Raw genomic sequence first — 24,377 nt, forward strand, 5'->3', positions numbered from 1 at the left:
GAATCGCTCTCCAAAGGGCGATGAACCATCTCCGCCATTCCGGACTGCCGTTCGAAGCGCAACGCATGGTGTTCCTCGACATCGTGGCGGCTGATCAGTTGCTCGCCGATACATTGGCGCGGGTGCGTGAACTCGCCTTGCCGGATTGGCTGGTCGTGTCCGGCGCTCTCTACAACAGCGTCTGGAATCACCTGACCGGCAAGCCGTTGGGCTACGGCATCAGGGACGTCGACCTTTTCTATTTCGATGACTCCGACCTGTCCTACGAGGCCGAGGACGCGGTGATCCGCCGGGCGGCGGCACATTTCGAGGGACTGCCTCTGCCGGTCGAGGTGCGCAACCAGGCCCGGGTGCATCTGTGGTATCCGCGGAAATTCGGGCAGCCTTGCCCGCGTTATGCGAGCGCCAGCGAGTCCGTCAGCTTTTTTGCCTCGAAGACGCATGCGGTGGGGGTGCGGTACGGCCGGGACAGGGAGCTGGAGTTGGTGGCACCGTTCGGGCTCGACGACATCTTCTCGTTTCGCATCACGCCGAACCGGGTGCTGGATAATCAGCGCACGCATGAAGTGAAGGGAAAGCGCGCGCGGGAGTATTGGCCGGAGATTAGCGTGGTGCCGTGGTAAGAGAACTAGGCTCGAGGCACTCCCCTCTGGCCTGCCGGCCATCTCCCCCGCAAGGAGGGAGATTGGCAGCTTCGTGCTCGTCGCCCACCCTGCAACGTTGGTGATTGGCGAAGGCGGCGGCGACATCGATCTCCCCCCTTGCGGGGGAGATGTCCGGCAGGACAGAGGGGGGTGCCTCGCGCCAGCTTTCAACAAGATGGGGCGCCGAAGCGCCCCATTGCCTACCCATTCACCAGCGCCAGCAGTTCCTCCGTATAGCGCTTGCCCATCACCTTATCAGGCGACAGCGCATCGCCGATCGCCGCCACCTCCGCGGCACTCAGCTCGATCGCGGCCGCCGCCGTGTTCTGCTCCAGATGGCGGATTTTTCGTGCGCCGGGGATGGGGACAATAAAGTCGCCCTGGTGCAGCACCCAGGCGAGCGCCAGTTGCGCCGAGGTCACGCCCTTTTCGGCCGCCAGTCTTTCCAGCGTGGCGATCACCTCAGCATTGGCTTCCATGGCCTCGGCCTGGAAGCGCGGCAAGGTGCGGCGCCAGTCGCCGTCGTCAAGCGTTTCGGGCTTGGCAATCGCCCCCGTCAAAAGGCCGCGACCGAGCGGGCTGTAAGGCACGAAGCCAATGCCCAACTCGCGGCAGACAGCAAAGACATCGTCTTCAGGGTCGCGGCTCCATAGCGAATATTCGCTCTGAACGGCCGCGATCGGGTGGACGGCATGCGCCCGGCGGATGGTGGCGGCGCTTGCCTCCGACAGGCCGAGCGCGCGCACCTTGCCCTCACGCACCAGCTCGGCCATGGCGCCGACCGTCTCCTCGATCGGCACGTTCGGGTCGACGCGGTGCTGGTAGTAGAGATCGATGACATCGGTGCCCAGCCGCTTCAGCGACGCCTCGGCAACAGCCTTGACGTGCTCGGGACGGCTGTCGACACCGGCCATGCGATCCAAGCCGGTGCCTTCCTCCAGTATCTTGAAGCCGAATTTGGTGGCGATCGTCACCTTGTCACGAACCGGCTTCAGCGCCTTCCCCAGCAGGATCTCGTTCTCGTAGGGACCGTAGACCTCCGCCGTGTCGAAGAAGGTGACACCGATCTCGACGGCGCGGTGCAGGGTCGAGGTCGCCTCGGCTTCCGGCTGGCCGCCATAGGCGAAGCTCATGCCCATGCAACCAAGGCCAACCGGGAAGACTTCGAGTTCAGTACCGAGTTTGCGGGTTTTCATCACGCGTCTCCTTGTTGTGATGCGGCAGAAATAGCGCCTTGCAGGCCGTTCGATAATCGGCTCTTCTTAGTACGGGTCGTTCCAAGAAATAGATCAATGAATCGGGCACATCTCTCACAGCTTGCGGTGCTGGCAACCGTTGCCCAATGCGGCAGTTTTCGCGGTGCGGCCAGGGAACTGGCGATCGCGCCTTCGGCGGTGAGCCATGCGGTCTCCAGCCTGGAGGCACGGCTTGGCGTGCGCCTTTTGGCGCGCAGCACGCGCAGTGTCGCCCCGACCGAGGAAGGCGCGCAATTGCTGGAGCGATTGCGCCCGGCCCTGTCCGAGATCGATCTGGCGCTGGAAACAGCGGCGGAGGCGCGCGACCGACCAGCCGGGAACCTGCGGCTGACCGTGCCGCGTACGGCCGCGCATCTGACGCTGACGCCACGGCTCGGCGCCTTTGCAGCGGCGTATCCACAGATCGTGCTGGAGATCGTCATCGAGGACCGCTTCACCGACGTGGTGGAAGGCGGTTTCGACGCCGGCGTGCGGCTCGGCGAAAGCCTGCAGCGCGACATGATCGCCGTGCGCATCGGCCCCGATCTTCGCGGCGCCGTCGTCGGCGCGCCCTCCTATTTCAAGGCCATGCCGCCGCCGCGCCATCCGCGAGAGCTGGCCGAGCACCGCTGCATCCGCTTCCGCTTTTCCAGCGGCATCCTTTACCGCTGGGAATTCGAGAAGGGCGGCGAGGAGATCGAAATCGCCGCGCAAGGGCCGCTGATCCTCGACGAGGATCATCTGATCGCCCAGGCCGCCATCGACGGCGCCGGGCTCGCCTTCGTCTTCGAGCCTTACGTGCGCGCGCCGCTTGCCGACGGCCGGCTGATCCGCGTGCTGGAGGACTGGTGCCCGTGCTTTGACGGTTTCTTCGTCTATTATCCCAGCCGCCGCCAGATGCGGCCGGCGCTGAGGGCTTTCGTCGATTTCTTCAAGGTGAGCGGATAGGCGCCGGCGAGATCGGCAGGATTATCAGCGTCGGCGCCGCCTCTCATCTGCCTGCCGGCGCCTTACTGGCGACTTCGGAGATTGGCGAAACCATCGGCGAAGGCTTCTTTCTACCCGTTTACGGGGAGAAATGCCCGGCAGGGCAATGAGGGGCAGCGCTGCCGTCCGGGAAGAAAGCATGGTTCAGCAGCGTTGGTCCCACATGCGCCCGCTCACCAACACCCCCACCCGCTACAGCTGGGCAACCATCCTCCTGCACTGGCTGATCGCCCTGATTTTCATCGGTCAGTTAGTGCTCGGCTTTGTCATGGTGCGGATCGAGAGCCAGCGCGCCGCCTTCGAACTGATCCAACTGCACAAATCGTTCGGCTTTCTGCTGCTCGGCCTCATCATCCTGCGCATCGCCTGGCGGCTCGGCAACAAGGCGCCTCCCTTGCCGCCTTCCGTTGGCGCCCTGGAGCGGCGGACGGCGCCGCTGGCGCATCTGGCGCTCTATGCCTTCCAGCTCGCCCTGCCCCTGTCCGGCTGGGCGCTGGTGTCGGTCTCGACGCTGGAAATCCCCAGCATGCCGTTCAACCTGTTCGTCATGCCGAACCTGCCGCTCATCGAATCCGACGCCGCCGAGGGCTTTTGGGCGGCGGTGCACTGGTATCTCGCCTATGCCGGCGCGGCACTTGTTGCCCTGCATGTCGCCGCGGCGCTGCGCCACCACTTCCTGCTGCGCGACCAAGTGCTCACGCGCATGATCACGCCTTCGTCAGCCGGGGAATAGAACGGGCTTTGGTCTCGTTTGTGAGGTGAGGACGCCGCAGAGCGTTGCCTCCTAAACAAGGAACACCCCAATGCGTGCGCGAATCCTCGGATTGGCGGCTACCGCCGCCTGCCTTGCCATGCCCGTCTACGCGGCAGTCATGCTCGGCGATGCCGCCGGCAGCTACACGATCAGCCAGGCCGGCTCCGCGATCCGCTTCACCATCGGCAAGGCCGGTGGCGGCGGCTTCGATGGCGCCTTCGCCCGCTTCAAGGGCACGATCCGCATCGACAACAATGATGTCGGTCGCTCGAAGGTCGACCTCACCATCTATCCCGAAAGCGTCGCCACCGGCCAAGGCCGCATCGACGCCTTCCTGCGCTCCGACGCGGTGTTCGATGCCGCCAACAGCCCCGAAATCCAGTTCCGTTCGACAAGCGTGACCCGCACCAGCGACACGACGGCGCTCGTCACCGGCCGGCTGACGGCGCGCGGCAAGACGTTTGCGGAAAAATTCACCGCCGAGCTCGATGGGCTGAAGGGCGGGACGATCAAATTCCATGTCACCGGCAAGGTGCTGAGGTCGCGCTACGGCATGGATGTCGGCACGCCGCTCTATTCCAATGTCGTCGACTTCGACATGACGCTGACGGGGAAGCGAGGATAGGTTCAGGGCGGGCATCCGTGACTTCGTCATCCTAGGGTGGAGCAGTCGCGAAGCGACGTCGCGAAACCCCTAGGATCCATTCCGTGACCTCAAGGCATGGCGGCGCTCCAAAATTCTGCGCCGTTGCATCCTTCGGCGAAGTCACGGACGAAGGTGCATTGTGACCCGTGTCTTTCATTGGCTTTTCCCGCGATTTCGGGCAAACCTCGTCACCGATAAATCGACATGGAGAAGCCAGATGTTCCGATGGGGTGTGTTGTCGACGGCCAAGATCGGCCGCGAGCATTTGTTGCCGGCAATGGTCGAGGCGGAGAACGGGGTGCTGTCGGCAATCGCCAGCCGCGACCTGTCGAAGGCCAAGGCCTTGGGCGAGCGCTTCGGTGCGCGCCACGCCTTCGGCTCCTATGAGGAATTGCTCGCGTCCGACCAGGTCGACGGTGTCTATATCCCCTTGCCGACCTCGCAACATGTCGAATGGACTGAAAAAGCCATCGAGGCCGGCAAGCATGTGCTGGTCGAAAAACCGCTGGCGCTCGACGCCAAGGACATCGCACCGCTGATCAAGCTGCGCGACAGCAAGAAAGTGCTGGTCTGCGAAGCCTTCATGGTCATCTACCATCCGCAATGGATCAAGGTGCGGGACCTCATCGCCAGCGGCGCCATCGGCCGGCTGCGCCATGTGCAGGGCGCTTTCTCCTACTACAATGTCGACCCCAACAACATGCGCAACAAACTCGATCTCGGCGGCGGCGCGCTGCCCGACATCGGCGTCTACCCGACCGTGTCGACGCGGTTCTCGACCGGCAAGGAGCCGCTGCGCGTCCAGGCGACGATCGAGCGCGACAAGACATTCGGCACCGACATCTACTCCTCGATCCGCGCCGATTTCGGCGACTTCGAACTGTCCTTCTACCTGTCGACGCAGATGGCGGCGCGCCAGGTGATGGTGTTCCACGGCGAGAAGGGTTTCATCGAGGTGTTTTCGCCGTTCAATGCCGGGCTCTACGACCATCACCGCGTCGAATTGCACAACCAGAACCACAGCGAAGCGCAGGTGTTCCGCTTCCCCGGCACGCAGCAATACAGGCTCGAGGTCGAGACCTTCGCGCGGGCGGCGCAGGGCGGCAAGGAGCGGGTCTTCACGCTGGAGGAATCGGTCGCCAATCAGAAGGTCATCGACGCCATCTTCCGCGCCGGCGAAAACAAGGGCGGCTGGGAAAACGTCTAAGTCCTCGTATTAATTTGCCGGCTAATCCTGGGGAGGAAAAATGGGGGACGACGCGGATGTCATCATTGTCGGCGCCGGTCTTGCCGGGCTGGTCGCCGCCGCCGAGCTTGCCGAGGCCGGCAAGAAAATCATCATCGTCGACCAGGAGCCGGAACAGTCGCTGGGCGGCCAGGCTTTCTGGTCGTTCGGTGGGCTGTTCCTGGTCGATTCCCCGGAGCAGCGGCGCATGCGCATCCGCGACTCCCATGATCTGGCGCTCGAGGACTGGATGGGCACCGCAGCCTTCGACCGGCCCGAAGACCACTGGCCGCGCAAATGGGCGGAGGCCTATGTCGGTTTCGCCGCCGGCGAGAAGCGTTCCTGGCTGACGGAGCGCGGACTGAAGTTCTTTCCTGTCGTCGGCTGGGCCGAACGCGGCGGCGGCAATGCCATCGGCCACGGCAATTCGGTGCCGCGCTTCCACATCACCTGGGGCACCGGCCCCGGCGTGCTCGAACCTTTCGTGCTGCGCGTGCGCGAGGCGCAAAAGCGTGGATTGATCGACTTCAGGTTCCGTCACCGGGTCAATGAGCTGACGCGAACTGGCGCGTCCGTGACCGGCGTGCGCGGCGAGATCCTTGAGCCGAGCACCGTCGAACGTGGCCACAAGAGTTCGCGCGAAATATCGGGCGATTTCGAGTTTCATGCCCAATCGGTGATCGTCGCCTCCGGTGGCATCGGCGGCAACCATGAGCTGGTGCGGGCAAACTGGCCCCAGCGGCTGGGCACCGCGCCGAAGCGCATGATCACCGGCGTGCCCGACCATGTCGACGGCCGCATGCTGGCCATATCAGAAAAAGCCGGCGGCTCGATCATCAACCGCGACCGCATGTGGCACTATGTCGAGGGCATCAGGAACTGGGCGCCGCTCTGGACCGAGCATGCGATCCGCATCCTGCCCGGCCCGTCCTCGCTGTGGCTCGATGCCCGGGGGAAGCGCCTGCCGGTGCCGCTCTATCCCGGTTTCGACACGCTGGGCACGCTGAGCCACATCATGAGCACCGGCTTCGACTATTCCTGGTTCATCCTGACCAAAAAAATCATCCAGAAGGAGTTCGCGCTGTCGGGCTCCGAACAGAACCCCGACCTGACGGGAAAAAGCTGGCGTCAGGTGCTCGGCCGCGCCACGTCGGGCATCCCCGGCCCGGTCAAGGCGTTCATGGAAAAGGGCGAGGACTTCATCGTCGAGGCCGAATTGCCGAAGCTGGTGGCGCGCATGAACGCGCTGGCCGGCGGCGAACCGCTGCTTGAGGTCGCAACGGTCGAGCGCGAAATCCGCGCCCGCGATCGGCAGCTCGACAACCCGTTCTCCAAGGACATGCAGATCACCGCGCTGCGCGGCGCCCGCGCCTATCTGGGCGACCGGCTGATCCGCACGGCCAAGCCGCACAAGATGCTCGACCCGGCGAACGGGCCGCTGATCGCCGTGCGCCTCAACATCCTGACCCGCAAGACGCTGGGTGGCCTGCAGACCGATCTCGACAGCCGCGTGCTCGATACCGACGGCCAGCCGGTGCCGGGCCTCTATGCCGTCGGCGAGGCCGCGGGCTTCGGCGGCGGCGGCGTGCATGGCTATGCGGCGCTCGAAGGCACGTTCCTCGGCGGCTGTATTTTCTCGGGGCGCGGTGCGGGACGGGCGGCGGCGCGATCGGTGGGGTGAAAGGACGGGCCGCAAAGCCGATATCATCGACCGCGCAACCAACGAATTGAAGTCCAAGGAAGATTTGGCGCGCCCGAAGAGATGCAGCGCACGATCCACTTACTCATTGTTCTGTTTGTCTATTTTCATCGTAACGTAGCATGCCTGGAGCATGAACCCGTGACAAATACCAGTTGCGACCGAGCTGGCACGGACTTCTTGGCAATGACTGATTCGGGGTCGGAAGCTGCCGGTCTGCTTTATGCCGCCAGCACGGAAAGCATGCGCGGGCTCATGGCGCTTCCCAACCTATGGATGGCTTCAGGGTGTTGCTGGCTCCACTTTGCCGCCGCGCGAAATCGACGAACGCCTTGAAGGCAGCGGTTGGGTTGCGGCGACTGGGATAGTAGAGGCTCAAGGGAGAGAGCGTGGGTGTCCAATCTTCAAGCACGCGCACGAGGCGGCCTGCCTCGATGTCGTCGCGGACGTCGAATTCCATCGCCAGAGTGAGGCCGACGGAAGCGAGGGCGGCGGTACGTGCGAGGCTCGCTTCGTCGAGGGTGACGGGGCCCTCAACGTCGATATGGACCGATTGTCCATCCTTCTCGAACGGCCAACGGTAGATCGCGCCATCGGGAAGCCGGACGCGGAGACAGGAATGCTCGGCGAGGTCCTGGGGGATCAGGGGCGTCCCGTGCGCTTTCAAATAGCTCGGTGCGCCTACCACAACGTTGCGCCGCGCGACACCTAACGGCAATGCGATCATGTCGGCCGGTACAAGGTCTGAGCTACGGACGCCAAGGTCGAAGCCGCCCGCTACAATGTCCACCAGGCGACCCTCTGTGACGATGTCGATGTGGACCTGAGGGTGCACGCACAGGAACGGTAGGACGAGCCACGAGAAGATTTCCCGTGCCGCTGTCGGAAAGGCGTTGATGCGCAGCGTGCCCGAAGGGGTAGCCTGTTGAGAGCGCGCAACCTCCATCGCCTCATGAATGTCCTGCACGGCAGGTGCGACTTGCGCAACGAACCGCTGACCTGCCTCCGTTAAGGAGACGCTTCGCGTCGTCCGGTTGAAGAGCCGTACCCCGAGCGTGCGCTCCAGCTTTCCCACCGCATTGCTGAGCGCGGTCGTTGAAACCCCTAGCTCAAGCGCAGCCGTGCGAAACTTGCCCCGGCGCGCAACCATGAGAACTGCGTTTAAGTCCATCAGGCTACTTTGCACAATTATCCCGAACTTCGTGATGCGACATCCCGAATTGTCCTGATTATCGCGCCATTTGTCCATCGCTATCTTGGCAGGGCAAACACACTTGCAGCGTTCAAGGCTGCACCCGCAGTAAGAAGGAAAAAACAATGACGCTCGAACTTCCATCGCCCATCGCCGCGTATGTCGCCGCCAACGCCCGTCTCGATGTGGACGGAATGTTGAGCCCCTTCACGCGCGACGCGGTCCTTTTTGCTGATGGAGGCCGTCACGAGGGCTACGCCGGAATGCGGGCCTTGTTCGAAGAAGCGGTGATCCCGGTCAAGGCGATCTTCACGCCGGATGCCGTTCGCCACGAGAACGGTCAGGTCGTCGTCGAAGGCCCTGCCCATGGCGACTTCAGGGGCAGCCCGATCCGCTTCACTTACCGCTTCACACTCGAAAGCAACGCCATCAAAGCGCTGGAGATCACGGCATGACCATCAAGGCTGATCCGACCGAGTTCACGGGAAAGCGCGTGCTTATCAGCGGCGGCACCAAGGGTCTGGGCCGCGCCACCGTCGAACGCTTCCTGGCAGGCGGCGCCCGGGTAATCACTTCCGCCCGCGGAACCCTGGAGCCCATCGATGGCGTCGAATTCGTACAGGCGGACCTGACCACGGCTGAGGGCGGAGAAGCCCTCGCCAGTGCGGCGCTCAAGCGTCTGGGCGGCGTCGACATTCTCGCCCATGTGCTCGGCGGCTCGACCACCCCGGGCGGTGGCTTTGTCGCCCTGACTGACGAGTACTGGCTTTCCGAGCTGAACCTGAACCTCCTGGCCACCGTCCGCCTCGACCGGCTCCTGATTCCGCAGATGATCGAGCGAGGCAGCGGCGTGGTGGTGCACGTCACCTCCATCCAGTCGGTCCTGCCGCTTCCCGACGCGACAACCGCCTACGCCAGCGCCAAGGCCGCACTGCGGACTTACAGCAAGTCCATCTCCAAGGAACTGGGTCCCAAAGGCGTGAGGGTCAACGTCGTCTCTCCCGGCTGGATCATGACCGAGGGGACCGATGTATTTCTCAAGCGCATCCAAGCCGCCAACGGTGGCACTATCGAGGACGCGCGCCAACTCGTCCTGGCCGGCCTTGGCGGCATTGCCATCGGGCGCGGAGCCGATCCGTTCGAAGTCGCCGAAGCCATCGCCTTTCTGGCCTCGGATCGCGCCTCTTCGATCCATGGTTCGGAGCTCGTCGTCGACGGCGGCACCGTCCCGACCGTCTGATCAAAGGGACCCGTCCACGCTTGGCCGAGTTGGCCCAGCGTGGACAAACGTATGAACATGCCCTGATGGCCTCAACCTCTGCTCTCCGGCCTCAGGAGCGACGCGGTCGCATGATCACCGGCCGCCGCGCCAAAGCTTGCGCGTTACGCGGGCCAGGCTGCGCTAACTTAGGTTACACCAGCGATGTCTTCTGGTAGCTGATACCGAATTCGAACCGATTTGCCCGCCGCTGGACCTATTTAATGCGCCCCATTTTACGCTCCGTCAGTAGCAAACGTGCAGGTCAGAATGCTGTAAAATCAACGCTTAAAGCGATTTCAAGCACTTGCTTGAAGAGTGGCGCGCCCGAAGAGATTCGAACTCCTGACCCCCAGATTCGTAGTCTGGTGCTCTATCCAGCTGAGCTACGGGCGCGCATCAGGCCATGTTTTCGACGGCCCCGCGATCCGATCCGAAAGACCGGCCGCGAATGTGTGCAGTTCCCTAACGACTGAATTTGCGAAAAGCAAGCCGATCCGGCAAAAGTTTTGTCGCAAGCCTGTCATCCAGCGATGCCGGCGCCGATCCGGCATTCTGAAGCCGCCGTGGGCGGCCTTGATCGAGACGGCGGACGATCAGGCGAGGCCAGGCAGGAACAACGGGCATGGAAGGCGGGGAATCCCTTGGGGAAACGGCAGGGAAGCGTCAGGCCGGGCGGCGCAGGCTGCCACGGGCCTGGTCGAGGCGCACCGGCTGGTCGGGGATGGTGACGGCGAATGTGGTGCGCCCGCCGATCGACTCGACCAGTTCCACCGAGCCGCCATGTGCCCGGATCAGTTCGTGGGCGATCGCCAGGCCGAGACCGGTGCCGCCGCTGCGCGCGGAGCCGCGGAAGGCCGCGAACAGGTTTTCGCGCGCCTTCGGCGGCAGGCCGGGGCCGGTGTCGGTGACGGCGATGCGGCTGACGCTGCCCATGCGCTCGGCCGATATGGCGAGCCGGCGCACGACGGCGCTTTCGGTATCGGCCGCCATCGCCTGCACCGAGTTGCGGCACAGATTGGTGAGCACCCGGAAGAGCTGGTCGGAATCGGCATCGACTTCGAAAGCCGCCTCGACGGCGTTGATGAATTCGATGCCCTCCTCGATGGCGAGCAGGCCGTGCACGTCCTCGACCAGCTGGCGCAGCCGCACCCTGCGGCGTGACGGCGGCGGTTCCTGCGTGCGGCCGTAGTGAAGCACGCCCTCCGAATAGGAGACGGCGCGGTCGAGCGCGCGCAGAAGCTTGGGCGCGAAAGCCTGCACGGTCGGATCCTTGACCTGGCGCAGGCGGTCCGACATCAGCTGGGCCGAGGCCAGGATGTTGCGCATGTCATGGTTGATCTTCGACACGGCGAGGCCGAGGTCGGCCAGATGCTTCTGCTCGGCCAGCATCTTCTGCAGCCGCTCCTGCATCTGCGACAATTCGCGTTCGGCCACGCCGATCTCGTCGGCGCGGTCGGCTGGATGGATGATCCGCCCGGGGTCGTCGGGTGCCTCGGAGAAGGACAGCATCGAGCGCGTCATGGTGCGGATCGGGCCGATCATGATCAGGTCGATCGCGGCGTAAACCAGCATGGCCGTGAACAGCGAGATCAGCAGCGAGACGAAGGCGACGTTGCGCGAATAGATGAGCATGGCCTTGCGCAAGGAGTAGTCCGGCATGATCAGCTCGAACTCCTTGTCGCTCTCGCCGACCGGCCCAAAGACGCGCAGCATCCTGTCGCCGCCGAAAAACAGCGTATCCAGCGCGCCCGTCATGCCCTTGACCATGCCGACGCTGGCGAGATCGATGTGCTCGTCGACCTGTGGCGGCATGTCGGCCACCACCAGAAGCCGCGAGACGCCGCCATCACGCACCGCGATCGCCTTGGCGCCGATCGCCATCAGCACGTCATTCTGAGCCGTGCGCGACAGCGAGGTCGACTCGCCCTGCACCAGCACGATCGACACGGCGGCGGCCGTGCTCAGCCTCTCCTTGAGCCAGCTCAGCCTATAGCTGGCGATCCAGGGCAGGAAGATCAGCACTTCGGCCAAAAGCACGAAAACGATGGTGAGCAGCAGCAGTTTTGTCGACAGTCCGCGCGACAGCGGCACCGTACGGACGGCGTCCGACGCCGTTCCGGTCCCTTCTCCCGCTTGACTGGCTTCGCTCATGCGACTCGATCTTCACAATCACTTGATCAGCCAAGATTATGCGATTACGGCTTTTTTGCCAATTTCGCCCTTGGTCGGAAAAATAGATGCTCAAAAGACGCGCGTCTTTGGCGCGCCGACGCCGGATTGACTTCCAAAACCCTTCTTTCTATAAGCCCGCTCACGCTCGGGCCATTCGTCCCGGCGCGGTTTCGATCGCGCCAAAACCGGCCCGGCAAAGCTCCTGTTACAAAGTGACAGACACAAGAAGGGCCGCACCCCGCGGTATTAAAACAAATGAAGCGTACCTACCAACCGTCCAAACTCGTCCGCAAACGTCGGCACGGCTTCCGTGCCCGCATGGCTACCAAGGGTGGCCGTGGCGTCGTCGCAGCTCGCCGCAATCGCGGCCGCAAGCGGCTCAGCGCCTAAGCGAGACGAGATCGTTGCCCGCAACCGGCAAGCCAGTGGGTCAAAGTCCCAAGCGGCTTCTGAAACGCGCGGAATTCCTGGCCGTCCGCCGCGGTGAAAAGCGCCGCGGGCGGTTTTTCCTCGTCGAGGTCCTTGACCGCGGCGATGGCGGGGTGCCGCGCGTCGGCTACACCGTCACCAAGAAGGTCGGCAACGCGGTTGTTCGCAACCGCGTCAGGCGGCGGCTGAAAGAAGCCGTGCGTACCCACGCCGCCGATGACATGATGCCCGGCAATGACTATGTCATCGTCGGGCGCGACGATGCGCTGCGCGCCCCCTTCGGCCAGTTGAAGGCCGAACTCTCCCGCCGACTTCGCGGAACACGATAGGCCAAGGGCTCTCGATGGAAAACAACCGGAACTTCTTCATCACCATCGCGCTGTCGGTGCTGATCCTGACTTTGTGGCAGGTTTTCTACATGAACCCGCGCGTCGAGGCGCAGCGCGAGGCCGCCAAGGTCGAGCAGCAGCGCGTCGAGGACCAGAAGAAGGCGGCCGATGCCGCCAATCCGGGGGCGTCGACACCGGCGCCGGGAACGACCGCTCCGGGCGCCATCCCCAATGCGCCCGGCGGCGACGTCGTCACCGCTGCCGGCCGCGACCAGGCGCTGGCGGCTTCCAAGCGCGTCAAGATCGACACGCCGAGCCTCGAAGGCTCGATCAATTTGACCGGCGCGCGGCTCGACGACCTCAAGCTCAAGCATTACACCGAGACCGTCGACAAGAATTCGCCCGAGATCGAACTGCTCAACCCGCAGGCGCTGCCCACGGGCTATTTCGCCGAGATCGGCTTTGTCGGCAACGACAAGACCGGCGCGGTGCCGGGCGCGGAAACGGTGTGGAACGTCGACGGCAATCCGACGCTGACCCCGTCGACGCCGGTGACGCTCACCTACACCAACGACAAGGGTCTGACCTTCAAGCGCACCTTCTCGGTTGACGCCAACTACATGTTCACCGTGTCGGACACGGTGCAGAACGCCGGCTCGAGCGCGGTTTCGCTGTTCAACTATGGCCGCGTCACGCGCTACGACAAGCCGGCGGTGGCCAGCACCTATGTGCTGCATGAAGGCCTGATCGGCTTCACCGGCACGGAAGGCCTGCAGGAACACAAATATGCGTCCGTCGAGAAGGACAAGCAGTACCAGCCTGGCAAGTCGACCGATGGCTGGCTCGGCATCACCGACAAATATTGGGCCGTCACGCTGGTGCCGACCGAGAAGCAGCCTTTCCAGCCGCGCTACGCCTATTTCGAGGATGGCCGCCATCGCTACCAGTCCGACTTCCTGACCGACGCCATCAATGTCGATGCCGGCCAGTCGGCGACCGTCGAGACCGAAATCTTCGCCGGCGCCAAGGAAGTCGGCAAGATCAACGCCTATGCCGAAGACCGCCACATCAAGCGGTTCGACCTTTTGATCGACTGGGGCTGGTTCCACTTCATCACCAAGCCGATGTTCTGGCTGATCGACACGCTCTATAAATTCCTCGGCAATTTCGGCCTGGCGATCCTGGCCACCACCGTCATCGTCAAGGCCATCTTCTTCCCGCTCGCCAACAAGTCCTACGCATCGATGGCGAACATGAAGAAGGTGCAGCCCAAGATGCTTGAAATCCGCGAGAAATACGCGGACGACAAGATGAAGCAGCAACAGGCGATGATGGAGCTGTACAAGACCGAGAAGATCAATCCGCTCGCCGGCTGCTGGCCGGTGGCGCTGCAGATCCCGGTCTTCTTCTCGCTCTACAAGGTGCTCTACATCACCATCGAGATGCGGCACGCGCCGTTCTTCGGCTGGATCCAGGATCTGGCCGCGCCCGATCCGACCTCGCTGTTCAATCTGTTCGGGCTGATCCCGGTCACCCTGCCGCACATGCTGATGATCGGCGTGTGGCCGTTGATCATGGGCGTCACCATGTTCCTGCAGATGCGCATGAACCCGACGCCGCCGGACCCGACGCAGGCCGCGATCTTCACCTGGATGCCGGTGATCTTCACCTTCATGATGGCGGGCTTTCCGGCCGGCCTGGTCATCTACTGGGCGTGGAACAACACGCTGTCGATCCTGCAACAGGGCGTGATCATGAAGCGCCAGGGCGCCAAGATCGAACTGTGGGACAATCTGGTGGCCTTGTTCCGCAAGAAGCCTTCGCCGGCCGAATAGCCGCCCTCCTGAAGGCAAACAATGTCAAAAGCGCCGGCTCGTCCGGCGCTTTTTCGTTCGGGCAGGCCTCTGTTCACGTTCCCGTGATCGGCGAAACTGCGAGCACGCGCGGGGCGTGACTGCGTGTGCGTTTCCAAAGGCTATCAATTCCGATCAGCCCTCACCCGGAGGAAGACCACATGCGCTTGCCCATATTCAGGACCATCGCCATTTCAGCCCTTGTCGCCGGCATGGCGATTGCCGCTCCCGCCTATGCCAAGAACCCGAATGTCGGCGGCGCGCCGATGTACGCCACCAAGAACATCGTCGAGAACGCGGTCAAGTCGAAGGACCACACGACGCTGGTCGCCGCCGTCAAGGCGGCCGGCCTGGTCGACACCCTGCAGGGTGCTGGCCCGTTCACCGTCTTTGCCCCGACCAACGAAGCCTTCGCGGCGCTGCCGAAAGGCACGGTCGACACGCTGCTCAAGCCCGAGAACAAGGACAAGCTCACCAAGGTGCTGACCGCGCATGTCGTGGCGGGCAAGATCTCGGGCGCCGAGATGATGAAGAAGGCCAAGGCGATGGGCGGCAAATACGAGATGAAGACCGTCTCGGGCGACACGCTCACCGCCGAAGTCAAGAAGGGCAAGCTCTACATCATGGACGAGTCCGGTGGCGAGGCGAAGGTGACGATCGCCGACGTCAACCAGTCGAATGGCGTCATCCATGTCGTCAACAAGGTGCTGTTGCCGAAGTAACGGCTTCCGGCGAAAGGGGGCGTTGGCGGGCCGTTGGGGCTTTCTCGGTCCGCCATCCCCGCCTCACCACGAGGTGCCATGTTTCTTGGGAAGCCGTGTCGGCCAGGCCGGGGCCCTGTCGTCCCTCACAGGGCCCCGGTTTCCTTTAATGCCGTGAGGACGGTCAGCATCGAAACTCGACCGCCCAGGCCGATCACTCCATGACGGCGCTATGGTCGACCTTGGCCGGCGTTCCCGGCTTGCGCAGCAGCAGCACCAGCGGGATCGCCGCCAGCGACAGGATCATCATCAGCTTGAAGTCGTTCATGTAGCTGATAACAGTCGCCTGCAGTGTCACGACGCCGTCGAGCGCGGCGCGGCCGGCGGCGGTGTAGGGGTTCATCGCCTGGAAGATCGCCGGATCGCTGAACGCCTGGTTGAAGGGCGTGACATAGGTGGCGATGTTGGCGTGGTTGATCTGCACATTCTGCGTCAGAAGCGCGGTGACCACCGATATGCCGACGCTGGAGCCGATGTTGCGCGACAGATTGTAGAGGCCGGTGCCTTCCGCGCGCCGCTCCGGCGCCAGCGTGGCGAAGGTGATGGTGGTCAGCGGCACGAACAGGAAGCCAAGCCCGGCGCCCTGGATGAAGCCGGTTGAGATGATGGTCCATTGCGAGACATCGGGCGTCCAGCCGGTCATGTCGTACATTGCCCAGGCGGTGACCAGCAGGCCGATGAGCAGCAGCCAGCGCGTGTCGACCTTGCCGATCAGCCGGCCAACCAGGAACATGCAGGCCATAGTGCCAAGCCCGCGCGGCCCCATGACGATGCCGGCCGTCACCACGGGATAACCCATCAGCGTCTGCAGATAGGGCGTCATCAGCGCCAGCGAGGCGAGATAGGTGATGCCGATGATGAAGATGAAGACCATGCCGACGGCGAAATTTCGGTCGAGGAAAAGCCTCGGATTGACGAAGGTGTTGCGGGCGGTGAAGGTGTGGACGAGGAAGATGTAGAAGGCCGACGCGCAGATCACCGCCTCGACGATGATCTCGGATGACGAGAACCAGTTGAGCTGCTCGCCGCGATCGAGAAACATCTGGAGGGCGGCGATGGTGATGCTGAGCATGCCGAAACCCAGCCAATCCAGCCTTGCCTTGAAGTCCAGCTTGGTTTCAAGGACGTATAGCGACACGCCGGCGAAGGCCAGCGCGCCGATCGGAACGTTGATGTAGAACACCCAGCGCCAGCTGACATTCTCGGTCAGCCAGCCGCCAATGACGGGTCCCAGCACCGGCCCGACCATCACCGAAATGCCGAACAGCGCCATGGCGGAGCCGCGCTCCTCCACGCTGTAGATATCGAGCAGGATGCTCTGCGACAGCGGCACGAGTGCGGCGCCGAACAGGCCCTGCAGCAGGCGGAAGCCGACGATCTGCGGCAAAGACTGCGCGAAACCGCACAGAACGGAGGCAACGACGAAGCCGGTGATCGAGGTCAGAAGGATGCGCTTGCGGCCGAAGCGATTGGCAAGATAGCCCGAAGGCGGCGTCATCACGGCGGCTGCCACGATGTAGGAGGTCAGCACCCAGTTGATCTGGTCGGCGCTGGCCGAAACGCTGCCCTGGATATAAGGCAGCGCAACATTGGCGATGGTGGTGTCGAGCGCCTGCATGATGACGGCCAGGATCACGCATGCGGTGATGGCGCCGCGATTGGCGACCACCGGCGTGGCAGCTGTCGCGGACGCGCTGGTCATGACTTTTGTCCGAACAGGCCGGTGAGGTTGGTGACGAAGTCCGGCAGGCCGCGCGCATGGCCCGTGTCGACATCGACCACGGCGCTCATGCCGCCGCGCAGCGGCGGGTTGCCCTCGATACCATCGATCGTCACGCGCATCGGAATGCGCTGCACGACCTTGACCCAGTTACCGGTGGTGTTCTGCGCCGGCAGCAGCGAGAAGCTCGACGACGAGGCGGGACTTATCGAGGCGACCTTGCCGTGCCAGACGGCACCCGGATAGGTGTCGACGCTGATCGTCGCGGTCTGTCCCGGCCTGACATAGGTCAGCTCGGTTTCCTTCGGTTCCGCCGCGATCCACAGATCGGTCGACGAGACCAGGCTGAACGCCGGCTGCGAGGCCGGGAGATATTTGCCGACCTGCAGCGCGTCGACATTGGTGACGATCCCGTCGAACGGTGCCTTGACCACGGAATCGGCGAGGTTGCGCTGCGCATCGTCGACACCCGACTGGGCCTGCAGGTAGAAGGGGTTCTTCTCGACCGGCTGGTTGGCGTCGCCGCCGAGCTGCGCGAGCGTGGCCTGCGCCTGCGCCTTGGCGACGGACACTTTCTGACGCGCGGCGACGAGATCGTGCTGGGCGCTGTCGAAAGAAGCCTTCGAGGCGGTGGAGGTCTTGAGCAGATCCTGCTGCCGCTGGAAAGCGGCTTCGTAATAGGGGATGTCGGCCTGCGCCTGCTCGATCTGCGACAGCGACTGCTGGTAGCTCGCCTCCAGGGTCAGAACCTGGTTGCGCACCGTGCCGAGCTGGGCCTGGGCGGCGGCGAGAGCGGTCTCGAAGGAGGCCGGCCGCAAGCGGAACAGCACATCGCCCTTCTTCACCGCCTGGTTCTCGTGCACGTCGATCTCCTGCACGGTACCGGAGACGTCGGTGGAGACGCCGAGCGACTGCGCCTGGATATAGGCATTGTCGGTCGTCATAAGCTGACCGCCGGTGACATAGTAGTAACCGCCGACGACAAGGGCGACGGGAAGCAGGGCAAAAAGCACCGGCCGCGTCAGGCCGCGCTTTGGCTTGACCGGCACAGGGGGAGCAACAGCGACAGGAGGAGCCTGCTGTGACTGCGGCTCCTTGGCCGGAGCCTCGAGCGCCGCCGGCTCCAGGGCGACCGGCGCTTCCAGTTCGTCATTGTCGATGACGACATTGGCCCGCCGTTGTTCGCGCTCGCTGTCGAGCTGGATAATCTGGTCGGTCCGGCCCGCCGGCGTTTCTTCTCCGGCAGGCTTCTTGGGGGATGTCGAGTCAGCCATGTATTTTCTCCCGGTCGACGGCCCGATGGGTGCGAGCCGCGAACAGATTGGATTCGATCAAGCGTTGCGTTTTCAGCCGATGCCCAAGCCGCCAATGTCCAAGCGGCCGATGCCCAAAGCCCCGATGCCCAGGCCCCCGATGCCCAGGCCATTGTCGAAGCCGGCGCGCGGCGTCACGCGGCACGAAGCCGATGGTGGATGAGGAGGGCATGATAAGGGATCGTCTGCGGACAAGTTTTCGTGAGCATGCTTATTATCATCATGCACATAATCCTGCTGGACGGCGCGCGCAAGACGCACTAAGCCGCCCAGAAGAAAAAACTGATGGGCCACGGCACGCGGCAAGTGCCGGGCGATACGCGTTTGCCGGCAAGGATTTCGACGATGAACTGGATCAGGATCGCAGCCGTCACGGCTCTGGTTGGATGCCCCGGTGCCGCTGTTGCAAAGGAAGCGGTCAGCTGCGGCGGCGCCGCCATGCTGGGCGGCGCGCAGCTCAATTGCAGCCATGTCGAACCCAAGGCGCCGCCGCAATTCTGCACTTTTAGCTGGGATCTCCACACCATGGCGGGAGATCAGAAGGTCGTCGAAGGCAGCTTCATGCTGCCGCCCGGAGCCTCCAACGTTCAGGTCTACCAGGGCAGCGGTTTCGACAGCGCGCTGTCCAACCCGATCGTGATCTGCCGCGGCAACAAATGAGCGCGGTGAGCAAGGAAGGCTCGCTCGTCAGCCGATTGGTGCTATAGGGCGGATCACGTTATTTTGACCAGGCGCGCGGATTTCCGGATCCGCGTGGCTATCACTTCCTGGACGGACTTCGACATGGATGGACCCAATCCCGGCATCAAGCACCCGATCCCGATGCACACGCGCGTCGGCTTCCTCAGGCCTCTGGTGACAGCGCCGAACATCGAGATCGGCGACTTCACCTATTATGACGACCCGGAGGGGCCGGACAAATTCGCCGAAAAATGCGTGCTGCATCACTATCCCTTCATCGGCGATCGTCTCATCATCGGCAAGTTCTGCGCCATCGCCGAAGGCGCGCGCTTCATCATGAATGGCGCCAATCACGCCATGTCCGGCTTCTCAACCTATCCATTCAACATTTTCGGCCATGGCTGGGAAAAGGGTTTTGACCCACAGACATGGTCGAAGGAAGTGCGCGGCGATACGATCGTCGGCAACGATGTGTGGATCGGTATGGAGGCGGTGATCCTGCCTGGCGTGGAAATCGGCCATGGCGCCATCATCGCCGCCAAATCGGTGGTGACGCATGACGTTCCGCCCTATGCGATCGTTGCCGGCAACGCGGCCACGGTGGTCAACACGCGTTTCGACGACAGGACGATCCGGCGGCTCGTGGCGGTGGCCTGGTGGGACTGGCCGGTGGACAAGATCGGCCGCAACCTCGATGCCATCCGGGGCTCCGATATCTCTCTTCTGGAGGCAGCAGCTTGAACGTTCCCAACAGCACCGCGATCCAAACCGACCTGTTCACGCGCGGGTGGATCTTCATCCGGGGCGTGCCGGCCATGAAATTCCTGCCGCCGGAAGGACCGCCGGAGATCGCCTTTGCCGGCCGCTCCAATGTCGGCAAGTCCTCGCTGATCAACGCGCTGGTCAACCAGAAGGGGCTGGCGCGTACCTCGAACACGCCGGGGCGCACGCAGGAACTCAACTACTTCGTGCCGGACGGATTTTCCGGCGAGGGCGCCGACCTGCCGCCGATGGCGCTGGTCGACATGCCGGGCTACGGCTATGCGAGTGCGCCCAAGGAAAAAGTCGACGACTGGACCAAGCTGGTCTTCGACTACCTCAAGGGCCGGGTCACGCTGAAGCGGGTCTATGTGCTCATCGATGCCCGCCACGGTATCAAGGCCAAGGACGACGAGGTGTTGTCGCTGCTCGACAAGGCGGCGGTGTCCTACCAGATCGTGCTGACCAAGACGGACAAGATCAAGGCCGCCGGCGTGCCGCGGCTGATCGAGGAAACGCTGGCCAAGATCAAGAAGCGTCCTGCGGCGTTTCCGTTCGTCCTGGCGACCTCCTCGGAAAAGGCCGAAGGCCTGGAGGACTTGCAGGCTGCTATCGTGCTTGCAGCCAATGGCGGTTAGCAGCGCGGGACAGGGCTGATGGCGTTAGGGCCGTTGGCGGCGGGGATTATGATTTTTCCGGCGGACCGTCTCTGACATTCGGAATTGACCGAAGCCTCGCCAACTTCGTCATCCACGGGCGGAGCAGGAGCGAAGCTCCGTCGCGGAGACGCGAGGATGACGAAGGGATTAAGGTTCCCGCCGACCGCCAAAAGACGCGCCAGGCAAGCGACGTCCGGAACCTTGGCTAAGGCTTCGCCTCGATTGCGATCAGCTGGTGGCTCTCTTCCTCGGCCAGCCTCTCGGTGCCGTAGGCCTTGAGGAACATGTCGACCCCCGACCTGACAATGTGGTCGATTTCCTCCTGGCTCGGCGCCTTGGTGCGGTAGGCGAAGATGCACTGCCTGAAAAGGCCGGCCAGGCACAGTTCGGTGAATTGATAGGCGGCAAGATCGACATCGTCGATCTCAAGCAGGCCCCGTTCGATGGCGACATTGAGGAATGTCACGACCTTGTCATGGCCGCGTTTGGGGCCGCGTTCGTAAAAACGCGCGCCCATGTCGGGTATCCGGTCGGAGGCGCCGATGACCGTGCGCTGCGCCTGGATGACCCTGGCCGAGGTGATCTTCATCGACAGCACCTTGCCGTACTTAACCAGCGTCTGGCGCAAATCGTCGGCGCGGTCGAGCACGTCATACATGTTCTTGAAGATGGTGCCGCGCTCTTCCTCGATCAGCGCCTCGAACAGCTCTTCCTTGTTGGCGAAGTAGACATAGATGGTGCCTTTCGACACCCCGGCCTCGCGCGTGATGTCGTTCATCGAAGCGGCCTCGAAGCCTTTTTCTATGAAGACACGACGGGCGCCGTCGATGATCTGGCCGCGCTTGACCGGATCCTGTCCGGCCGCCGGGCGGCCACGGCGCAGACCGTCCAGCAGGTCTTCGCAGTGGTCGGTTTCGGCATTGCTCACAGTCTCAACCATCAAAGTGACACCTCGAAAATAATTCGAACCAACCGGTTCGATTTCCCCTTGATATGGTCCTCTTTCCGCGCTATGTCAACGCCCGGATCGAACCGAACGGTTCAGTATTATATTTTAGAGAGATGTCATGTCCTCGAACACGCCCGCCACCGCCGAAGTCCGTCCTTTCCCCAACGCCAAGGTTGCCCCGGCGACGGAAGCGCCCGACGTGCATGTCCAGCCGGCTGTCGCACCGCCACCTGAAGCGGAAGCCCCGGCCAAGAAGAAGCGCTCGGTGCGCTCCCTCCTGCTGCCGATCATCGGCCTTGCCCTTTTGAGTGGCGGCGCCTGGTATGGCTATGACTACTGGACCACGGGCCGCTTCATGATCTCGACGGACGACGCCTATGTCCAGGCCGACATGGCGTTCGTCTCGCCAAAAATTTCCGGCTATGTCGATCAGGTCCTGGTCAGCGAGAACCAGCAGGTCAAGGCCGGTGATCCGCTGCTGACGATCGATGCCGGCGACTACAAGATCGCCGTTGCCCAGGCCGAGGCGCAGATCGCCACGCTAGCCAAGACGCTCGACCGCATCGACGCGCAGACCAAGGCCGCGCAGGCTTCCCTGCAGCAGGCACAGGCGCAGAAGGTCGCCGACCAAGCCGCCGCCGACAATGCCGGCCGTGCCCAGCAGCGCGCCGCGCAACTGGTCAAGACGCATGTCGGCACGCAGGCACAGCTGGACGACGCCCAGACCGCGCTCGACCAGGCCAAGGCGGCGCTCGTCGGCGCCGACGCGCAGATCGCCGCCGCGCAGGCCAATATCGGCGTGCTCGAGGCGCAGCGCGCGGAATCCGCCAGCACGCTGGCCTCGCTGCAGCTCGGCCGCGACAAGGCCGCGCGCGACCTCTCCTTCACCGTGCTCAAGGCGCCATATGACGGCGTCGTCGGCAATCGCTCCGTCGAACAGGGCGATCTGGTCAGCCCCGGCCAGAAGCTCGCCGTCGTCGTGCCGATGGACAAGCTCTACATCGTCGCCAATTTCAAGGAGACGCAGCTTGCCCGGCTGGTGCCCGGCGAAAAGGTCAACATCTCGGTCGACGCCATCGACGGCCAGCCCATCCAGGGGACCGTCTCCTCGCTGGCGCCGGCCTCGGGCGCGGTGTTTTCGCTGCTGCCGCCGGAAAACGCCACCGGCAACTTCACCAAGGTGGTGCAGCGCGTGCCGGTCCGCATCGACGTGCCCGCCGATGCGCTGAAGACCGGCAAGCTGCGCGCCGGCTTGAGCGTCGTCGTGGCCGTCGACAGCCGTACCGCGCCCGCCGCGACCAGCAACTAAGCGCTTTTCGGAGGGCGGCTTGGTGGCTGATTGAAGCACCGAGCCGCCCGGCCTGCCTCAACGAGGCCCCAAGGAGGGCCAGGAAATGGCAACCGCAACCATCACCGCAGGATCGCCGCCGGCAATGCCGGCCGCGCCCGACACGATTTCGACGCGCCGCGTCATCGCCTTCCTGGCGATGGTGTTCGGCATGTTCATGGCGATCCTGGACATCCAGATCGTCTCGGCCTCGCTGGCCGAGATCCAGGCCGGCCTCAGCGCAAGTTCCGACGAGATCCCGTGGGTGCAGACGGCGTATCTGATCGCCGAGGTGGTCATGATCCCGCTGTCGGGCTTCCTCAGCCGCATGCTGTCGACGCGCGTGCTCTTCACCGTCGCGGCGGCGGGCTTCACCGCGGCCAGCGCGCTGGCCGCGACCGCCACCAACATCGACCAGATGATCGTCTACCGCGCCGTGCAGGGCTTCATAGGCGGCGGTATGATCCCGAGCGTCTTCGCCGCCGCCTTCACCATCTTTCCGCCGTCGCGCCGCGCCATTGTCTCGCCGATGATCGGCCTGGTGGCGACGCTTGCGCCGACCATCGGCCCGACCGTCGGCGGCTATATCAGCCACGCCTTTTCCTGGCACTGGCTGTTCCTGGTCAATGTCGTGCCGGGCATTCTGGTGGCGACCGCGGCCTGGACGCTGATCGATTTCGACAAGCCCAATCTCAAGCTGTTCTCGAAGTTCGACTGGTGGGGCCTCGGCGGCATGGCGGCCTTCCTCGGCTGCATGGAATATGTGCTGGAAGAAGGCCCGAACAATGACTGGATGCAGGACCAGGGCGTGTTCATCTGCGCCATCGTCATGACCATCGGCGCGGTGATCTTCTTCTGGCGGGTTTTCACCGCCGAGGAACCGATCGTCGACCTCAAGGCGTTCAGCAACATCAACTTCGCCTTCGGCTCGCTGTTTTCCTTCGTCATCGGCATCGGCCTCTATGGGTTGACCTATCTCTATCCGGTCTTCCTCGGCCGTATCCGCGGCTACGATTCGATGATGATCGGCGAAGCGCTGTTCGTCAGCGGCCTGGCGATGTTCGTCACCGCGCCCATTTCCGGTATCCTGTCCAGCAAGATGGATCTGCGGCTGATGATGATGATCGGCCTTTTCGGCTTCGCCACGGGAACGTGGTGGATGACGCATCTGACCGCCGACTGGGATTTCTACGAGCTGCTCATCCCGCAGATCCTGCGCGGCTGTTCGATGATGCTGTGCATGGTGCCGATCAACAACATCGCGCTTGGCACCTTGCCGCCGGACCGGTTGAAGAATGCCTCCGGCCTGTTCAACCTGACACGTAACCTCGGCGGCGCGGTCGGGCTGGCGCTCATCAACACGGTGCTGATCGACCGCAATGCCTTCCACTACGCCCGGCTCGCCGAGCACGTGCAGTGGGGCAGTGCCGCCGCGCAGACCAAGCTGCAGAACATGACGCTCAATTTCGAGCAGACCACCGGCCTGGATGCCTCAACTGCGGCGATCTCCAAGCTGTCGGGCATGGTCCAGCAGCAGGCGGCGCTGCTGTCGTTCATGGACGTGTTTTATCTGCTTACGGTGCTGTTCGGGACGCTGGGGTTCTTCACCATGCTGATCAAGAAGCCGGCCGCGCCCGGTGGTGGCGGAGGCGGCGGGCACTGATAGCAATTCCAGGAAAGCGTGAAGTGGTTTTCCTGGAACTGCGTGAAACAAAGAAAAGTGGGCAGCGGTTTCGGGAAGCTCCTCCAGTCCACGCCCGAAGCTCTGACCCACGCAAAAAA

At 63.5% G+C, this 24,377-nt stretch carries 23 protein-coding genes and 1 tRNA gene; 17 read left to right on the forward strand and 7 right to left on the reverse strand.

The features are described from left to right. Positions 1–20: 20 nt before the first annotated feature. Positions 21–623: a nucleotidyltransferase family protein gene (locus FJ948_RS07410; RefSeq protein WP_140702964.1), complete on the forward strand. Its 603-nt coding sequence runs from the start codon at positions 21–23 to the stop codon at positions 621–623. Positions 624–844: 221 nt separating this feature from the next. Here the strand turns inward: FJ948_RS07410 and FJ948_RS07415 are convergent, their stop codons facing one another. After that, the gene (locus FJ948_RS07415) at positions 845–1,840 is read right to left on the reverse strand and encodes an aldo/keto reductase (protein ID WP_140702966.1); all 996 of its coding nucleotides are present in this window, start codon (positions 1,838–1,840) and stop codon (positions 845–847) included. 96 nt (positions 1,841–1,936) lie between these two features. On the opposite strand from FJ948_RS07415, the gene FJ948_RS07420 reads away from it, so the two are divergent. The 5 genes from FJ948_RS07420 (at position 1,937) to FJ948_RS07440 (ending at position 7,172) form a co-directional block, all read left to right on the forward strand. Further along, on the forward strand, positions 1,937–2,827 hold the full coding sequence (locus FJ948_RS07420) for a LysR family transcriptional regulator (RefSeq protein ID WP_140702968.1): 891 nt from the start codon (positions 1,937–1,939) through the stop codon (positions 2,825–2,827). A gap of 202 nt (positions 2,828–3,029) precedes the next feature. Continuing rightward, positions 3,030–3,599 (forward strand): cytochrome b, encoded by a 570-nt coding sequence (locus tag FJ948_RS07425; RefSeq protein WP_140703907.1) that lies wholly within the window; start codon positions 3,030–3,032, stop codon positions 3,597–3,599. A gap of 70 nt (positions 3,600–3,669) precedes the next feature. Further along, on the forward strand, positions 3,670–4,245 hold the full coding sequence (locus tag FJ948_RS07430) for a YceI family protein (protein ID WP_140702970.1): 576 nt from the start codon (positions 3,670–3,672) through the stop codon (positions 4,243–4,245). A 238-nt stretch (positions 4,246–4,483) separates the two neighbouring features. Further along, positions 4,484–5,473: a Gfo/Idh/MocA family oxidoreductase gene (locus FJ948_RS07435; RefSeq protein WP_140702972.1), complete on the forward strand. Its 990-nt coding sequence runs from the start codon at positions 4,484–4,486 to the stop codon at positions 5,471–5,473. A gap of 40 nt (positions 5,474–5,513) precedes the next feature. Beyond that, entirely contained in the window at positions 5,514–7,172 is a 1,659-nt protein-coding gene (locus FJ948_RS07440; protein WP_140702974.1) for an FAD-binding dehydrogenase, read from the forward strand. Between the two features lie 271 nt (positions 7,173–7,443). Here FJ948_RS07440 and FJ948_RS07445 read toward each other — a convergent pair whose 3' ends face one another. Further along, positions 7,444–8,439 carry a LysR family transcriptional regulator gene (locus FJ948_RS07445; protein WP_181173589.1) on the reverse strand — a complete coding sequence of 332 codons (996 nt, stop codon included), beginning with the start codon at positions 8,437–8,439 and terminating at the stop codon, positions 7,444–7,446. A 68-nt stretch (positions 8,440–8,507) separates the two neighbouring features. On the opposite strand from FJ948_RS07445, the gene FJ948_RS07450 reads away from it, so the two are divergent. Beyond that, positions 8,508–8,837 (forward strand): nuclear transport factor 2 family protein, encoded by a 330-nt coding sequence (locus FJ948_RS07450; protein ID WP_140702976.1) that lies wholly within the window; start codon positions 8,508–8,510, stop codon positions 8,835–8,837. Continuing rightward, the gene (locus FJ948_RS07455; protein WP_140702978.1) at positions 8,834–9,622 is read left to right on the forward strand and encodes an SDR family oxidoreductase; all 789 of its coding nucleotides are present in this window, start codon (positions 8,834–8,836) and stop codon (positions 9,620–9,622) included. The genes FJ948_RS07450 and FJ948_RS07455 overlap by 4 nt, the downstream gene beginning before the upstream one ends. A 337-nt stretch (positions 9,623–9,959) precedes the next feature. Here the strand turns inward: FJ948_RS07455 and FJ948_RS07460 are convergent. Continuing rightward, positions 9,960–10,036 (reverse strand) — tRNA-Arg (locus tag FJ948_RS07460). Positions 10,037–10,306: 270 nt separating this feature from the next. Then, entirely contained in the window at positions 10,307–11,794 is a 1,488-nt protein-coding gene (locus FJ948_RS07465) for a HAMP domain-containing sensor histidine kinase (protein ID WP_140702980.1), read from the reverse strand. Positions 11,795–12,070: 276 nt separating this feature from the next. Between FJ948_RS07465 and rpmH the strand changes: the two genes are divergently transcribed. From rpmH to FJ948_RS07485, 4 genes are all read left to right on the forward strand, one after another. Then, positions 12,071–12,205 carry a 50S ribosomal protein L34 gene (gene rpmH, locus FJ948_RS07470; protein WP_008833937.1) on the forward strand — a complete coding sequence of 45 codons (135 nt, stop codon included), beginning with the start codon at positions 12,071–12,073 and terminating at the stop codon, positions 12,203–12,205. Positions 12,206–12,219: 14 nt separating this feature from the next. Further along, on the forward strand, positions 12,220–12,573 hold the full coding sequence (gene rnpA, locus FJ948_RS07475; RefSeq protein WP_140702981.1) for a ribonuclease P protein component: 354 nt from the start codon (positions 12,220–12,222) through the stop codon (positions 12,571–12,573). Between the two features lie 14 nt (positions 12,574–12,587). Further along, complete coding sequence (yidC, locus tag FJ948_RS07480) at positions 12,588–14,408, forward strand: membrane protein insertase YidC (protein ID WP_140702983.1); 1,821 nt, start codon at positions 12,588–12,590, stop codon at positions 14,406–14,408. A 179-nt stretch (positions 14,409–14,587) separates the two neighbouring features. After that, entirely contained in the window at positions 14,588–15,148 is a 561-nt protein-coding gene (locus FJ948_RS07485; RefSeq protein ID WP_140702985.1) for a fasciclin domain-containing protein, read from the forward strand. Between the two features lie 193 nt (positions 15,149–15,341). Here FJ948_RS07485 and FJ948_RS07490 read toward each other — a convergent pair whose 3' ends face one another. Both FJ948_RS07490 and FJ948_RS07495 read right to left on the reverse strand, forming a co-directional pair. After that, on the reverse strand, positions 15,342–16,889 hold the full coding sequence (locus tag FJ948_RS07490; RefSeq protein WP_140702987.1) for a DHA2 family efflux MFS transporter permease subunit: 1,548 nt from the start codon (positions 16,887–16,889) through the stop codon (positions 15,342–15,344). Beyond that, the gene (locus FJ948_RS07495; RefSeq protein WP_140702989.1) at positions 16,886–18,181 is read right to left on the reverse strand and encodes an HlyD family secretion protein; all 1,296 of its coding nucleotides are present in this window, start codon (positions 18,179–18,181) and stop codon (positions 16,886–16,888) included. Before FJ948_RS07495 ends, FJ948_RS07490 begins: the two co-directional genes overlap by 4 nt. Positions 18,182–18,565: 384 nt before the next feature. Here FJ948_RS07495 and FJ948_RS07500 point away from each other — a divergent pair, with 384 nt between their 5' ends. The 3 genes from FJ948_RS07500 to yihA all read left to right on the forward strand — a co-directional run bounded on the left by FJ948_RS07500 (position 18,566) and on the right by yihA (position 20,298). After that, the gene (locus tag FJ948_RS07500; RefSeq protein ID WP_140702991.1) at positions 18,566–18,880 is read left to right on the forward strand and encodes a hypothetical protein; all 315 of its coding nucleotides are present in this window, start codon (positions 18,566–18,568) and stop codon (positions 18,878–18,880) included. 123 nt (positions 18,881–19,003) lie between these two features. Beyond that, complete coding sequence (locus FJ948_RS07505) at positions 19,004–19,642, forward strand: CatB-related O-acetyltransferase (RefSeq protein WP_181173626.1); 639 nt, start codon at positions 19,004–19,006, stop codon at positions 19,640–19,642. After that, the gene (yihA, locus tag FJ948_RS07510; protein WP_140702993.1) at positions 19,639–20,298 is read left to right on the forward strand and encodes a ribosome biogenesis GTP-binding protein YihA/YsxC; all 660 of its coding nucleotides are present in this window, start codon (positions 19,639–19,641) and stop codon (positions 20,296–20,298) included. Before FJ948_RS07505 ends, yihA begins: the two co-directional genes overlap by 4 nt. Positions 20,299–20,524: 226 nt before the next feature. On the opposite strand, the gene FJ948_RS07515 is transcribed toward yihA, so the two are convergent. Continuing rightward, positions 20,525–21,259 carry a TetR/AcrR family transcriptional regulator gene (locus FJ948_RS07515; protein ID WP_140702995.1) on the reverse strand — a complete coding sequence of 245 codons (735 nt, stop codon included), beginning with the start codon at positions 21,257–21,259 and terminating at the stop codon, positions 20,525–20,527. A 127-nt stretch (positions 21,260–21,386) separates the two neighbouring features. Here FJ948_RS07515 and FJ948_RS07520 point away from each other — a divergent pair, with 127 nt between their 5' ends. Both FJ948_RS07520 and FJ948_RS07525 read left to right on the forward strand, forming a co-directional pair. Further along, a complete protein-coding gene (locus FJ948_RS07520; protein ID WP_140702997.1) occupies positions 21,387–22,577 on the forward strand; it encodes an HlyD family secretion protein in 1,191 nt (396 codons plus the stop codon). A gap of 124 nt (positions 22,578–22,701) precedes the next feature. Continuing rightward, a complete protein-coding gene (locus tag FJ948_RS07525) occupies positions 22,702–24,258 on the forward strand; it encodes a DHA2 family efflux MFS transporter permease subunit (RefSeq protein ID WP_246677491.1) in 1,557 nt (518 codons plus the stop codon). Positions 24,259–24,377: the final 119 nt, after the last annotated feature.

It is taken from the genome of Mesorhizobium sp. B2-3-12, from assembly GCF_006442205.1.
GTDB lineage: Bacteria > Pseudomonadota > Alphaproteobacteria > Rhizobiales > Rhizobiaceae > Mesorhizobium.

What these genes read in the sequence shown, in the direction of transcription:
- FJ948_RS07495 (WP_140702989.1), bottom strand. Translation starts at nt 18,181, where the DNA reads ATGGCTGACTCGACATCCCCCAAGAAGCCTGCCGGAGAAGAAACGCCG.
- FJ948_RS07520 (WP_140702997.1), top strand. Translation starts at nt 21,387, where the DNA reads ATGTCCTCGAACACGCCCGCCACCGCCGAAGTCCGTCCTTTCCCCAAC.
- FJ948_RS07505 (WP_181173626.1), top strand. Translation starts at nt 19,004, where the DNA reads ATGGATGGACCCAATCCCGGCATCAAGCACCCGATCCCGATGCACACG.
- FJ948_RS07445 (WP_181173589.1), bottom strand. Translation starts at nt 8,439, where the DNA reads ATGGACAAATGGCGCGATAATCAGGACAATTCGGGATGTCGCATCACG.
- FJ948_RS07500 (WP_140702991.1), top strand. Translation starts at nt 18,566, where the DNA reads ATGAACTGGATCAGGATCGCAGCCGTCACGGCTCTGGTTGGATGCCCC.
- FJ948_RS07485 (WP_140702985.1), top strand. Translation starts at nt 14,588, where the DNA reads ATGCGCTTGCCCATATTCAGGACCATCGCCATTTCAGCCCTTGTCGCC.
- FJ948_RS07440 (WP_140702974.1), top strand. Translation starts at nt 5,514, where the DNA reads ATGGGGGACGACGCGGATGTCATCATTGTCGGCGCCGGTCTTGCCGGG.
- FJ948_RS07455 (WP_140702978.1), top strand. Translation starts at nt 8,834, where the DNA reads ATGACCATCAAGGCTGATCCGACCGAGTTCACGGGAAAGCGCGTGCTT.
- rpmH (WP_008833937.1), top strand. Translation starts at nt 12,071, where the DNA reads ATGAAGCGTACCTACCAACCGTCCAAACTCGTCCGCAAACGTCGGCAC.
- FJ948_RS07450 (WP_140702976.1), top strand. Translation starts at nt 8,508, where the DNA reads ATGACGCTCGAACTTCCATCGCCCATCGCCGCGTATGTCGCCGCCAAC.
- FJ948_RS07525 (WP_246677491.1), top strand. Translation starts at nt 22,702, where the DNA reads ATGCCGGCCGCGCCCGACACGATTTCGACGCGCCGCGTCATCGCCTTC.
- FJ948_RS07410 (WP_140702964.1), top strand. Translation starts at nt 21, where the DNA reads ATGAACCATCTCCGCCATTCCGGACTGCCGTTCGAAGCGCAACGCATG.
- FJ948_RS07490 (WP_140702987.1), bottom strand. Translation starts at nt 16,889, where the DNA reads ATGACCAGCGCGTCCGCGACAGCTGCCACGCCGGTGGTCGCCAATCGC.
- FJ948_RS07465 (WP_140702980.1), bottom strand. Translation starts at nt 11,794, where the DNA reads ATGAGCGAAGCCAGTCAAGCGGGAGAAGGGACCGGAACGGCGTCGGAC.
- FJ948_RS07430 (WP_140702970.1), top strand. Translation starts at nt 3,670, where the DNA reads ATGCGTGCGCGAATCCTCGGATTGGCGGCTACCGCCGCCTGCCTTGCC.
- yidC (WP_140702983.1), top strand. Translation starts at nt 12,588, where the DNA reads ATGGAAAACAACCGGAACTTCTTCATCACCATCGCGCTGTCGGTGCTG.
- FJ948_RS07435 (WP_140702972.1), top strand. Translation starts at nt 4,484, where the DNA reads ATGTTCCGATGGGGTGTGTTGTCGACGGCCAAGATCGGCCGCGAGCAT.
- FJ948_RS07415 (WP_140702966.1), bottom strand. Translation starts at nt 1,840, where the DNA reads ATGAAAACCCGCAAACTCGGTACTGAACTCGAAGTCTTCCCGGTTGGC.
- FJ948_RS07425 (WP_140703907.1), top strand. Translation starts at nt 3,030, where the DNA reads ATGCGCCCGCTCACCAACACCCCCACCCGCTACAGCTGGGCAACCATC.
- FJ948_RS07420 (WP_140702968.1), top strand. Translation starts at nt 1,937, where the DNA reads ATGAATCGGGCACATCTCTCACAGCTTGCGGTGCTGGCAACCGTTGCC.
- FJ948_RS07515 (WP_140702995.1), bottom strand. Translation starts at nt 21,259, where the DNA reads ATGGTTGAGACTGTGAGCAATGCCGAAACCGACCACTGCGAAGACCTG.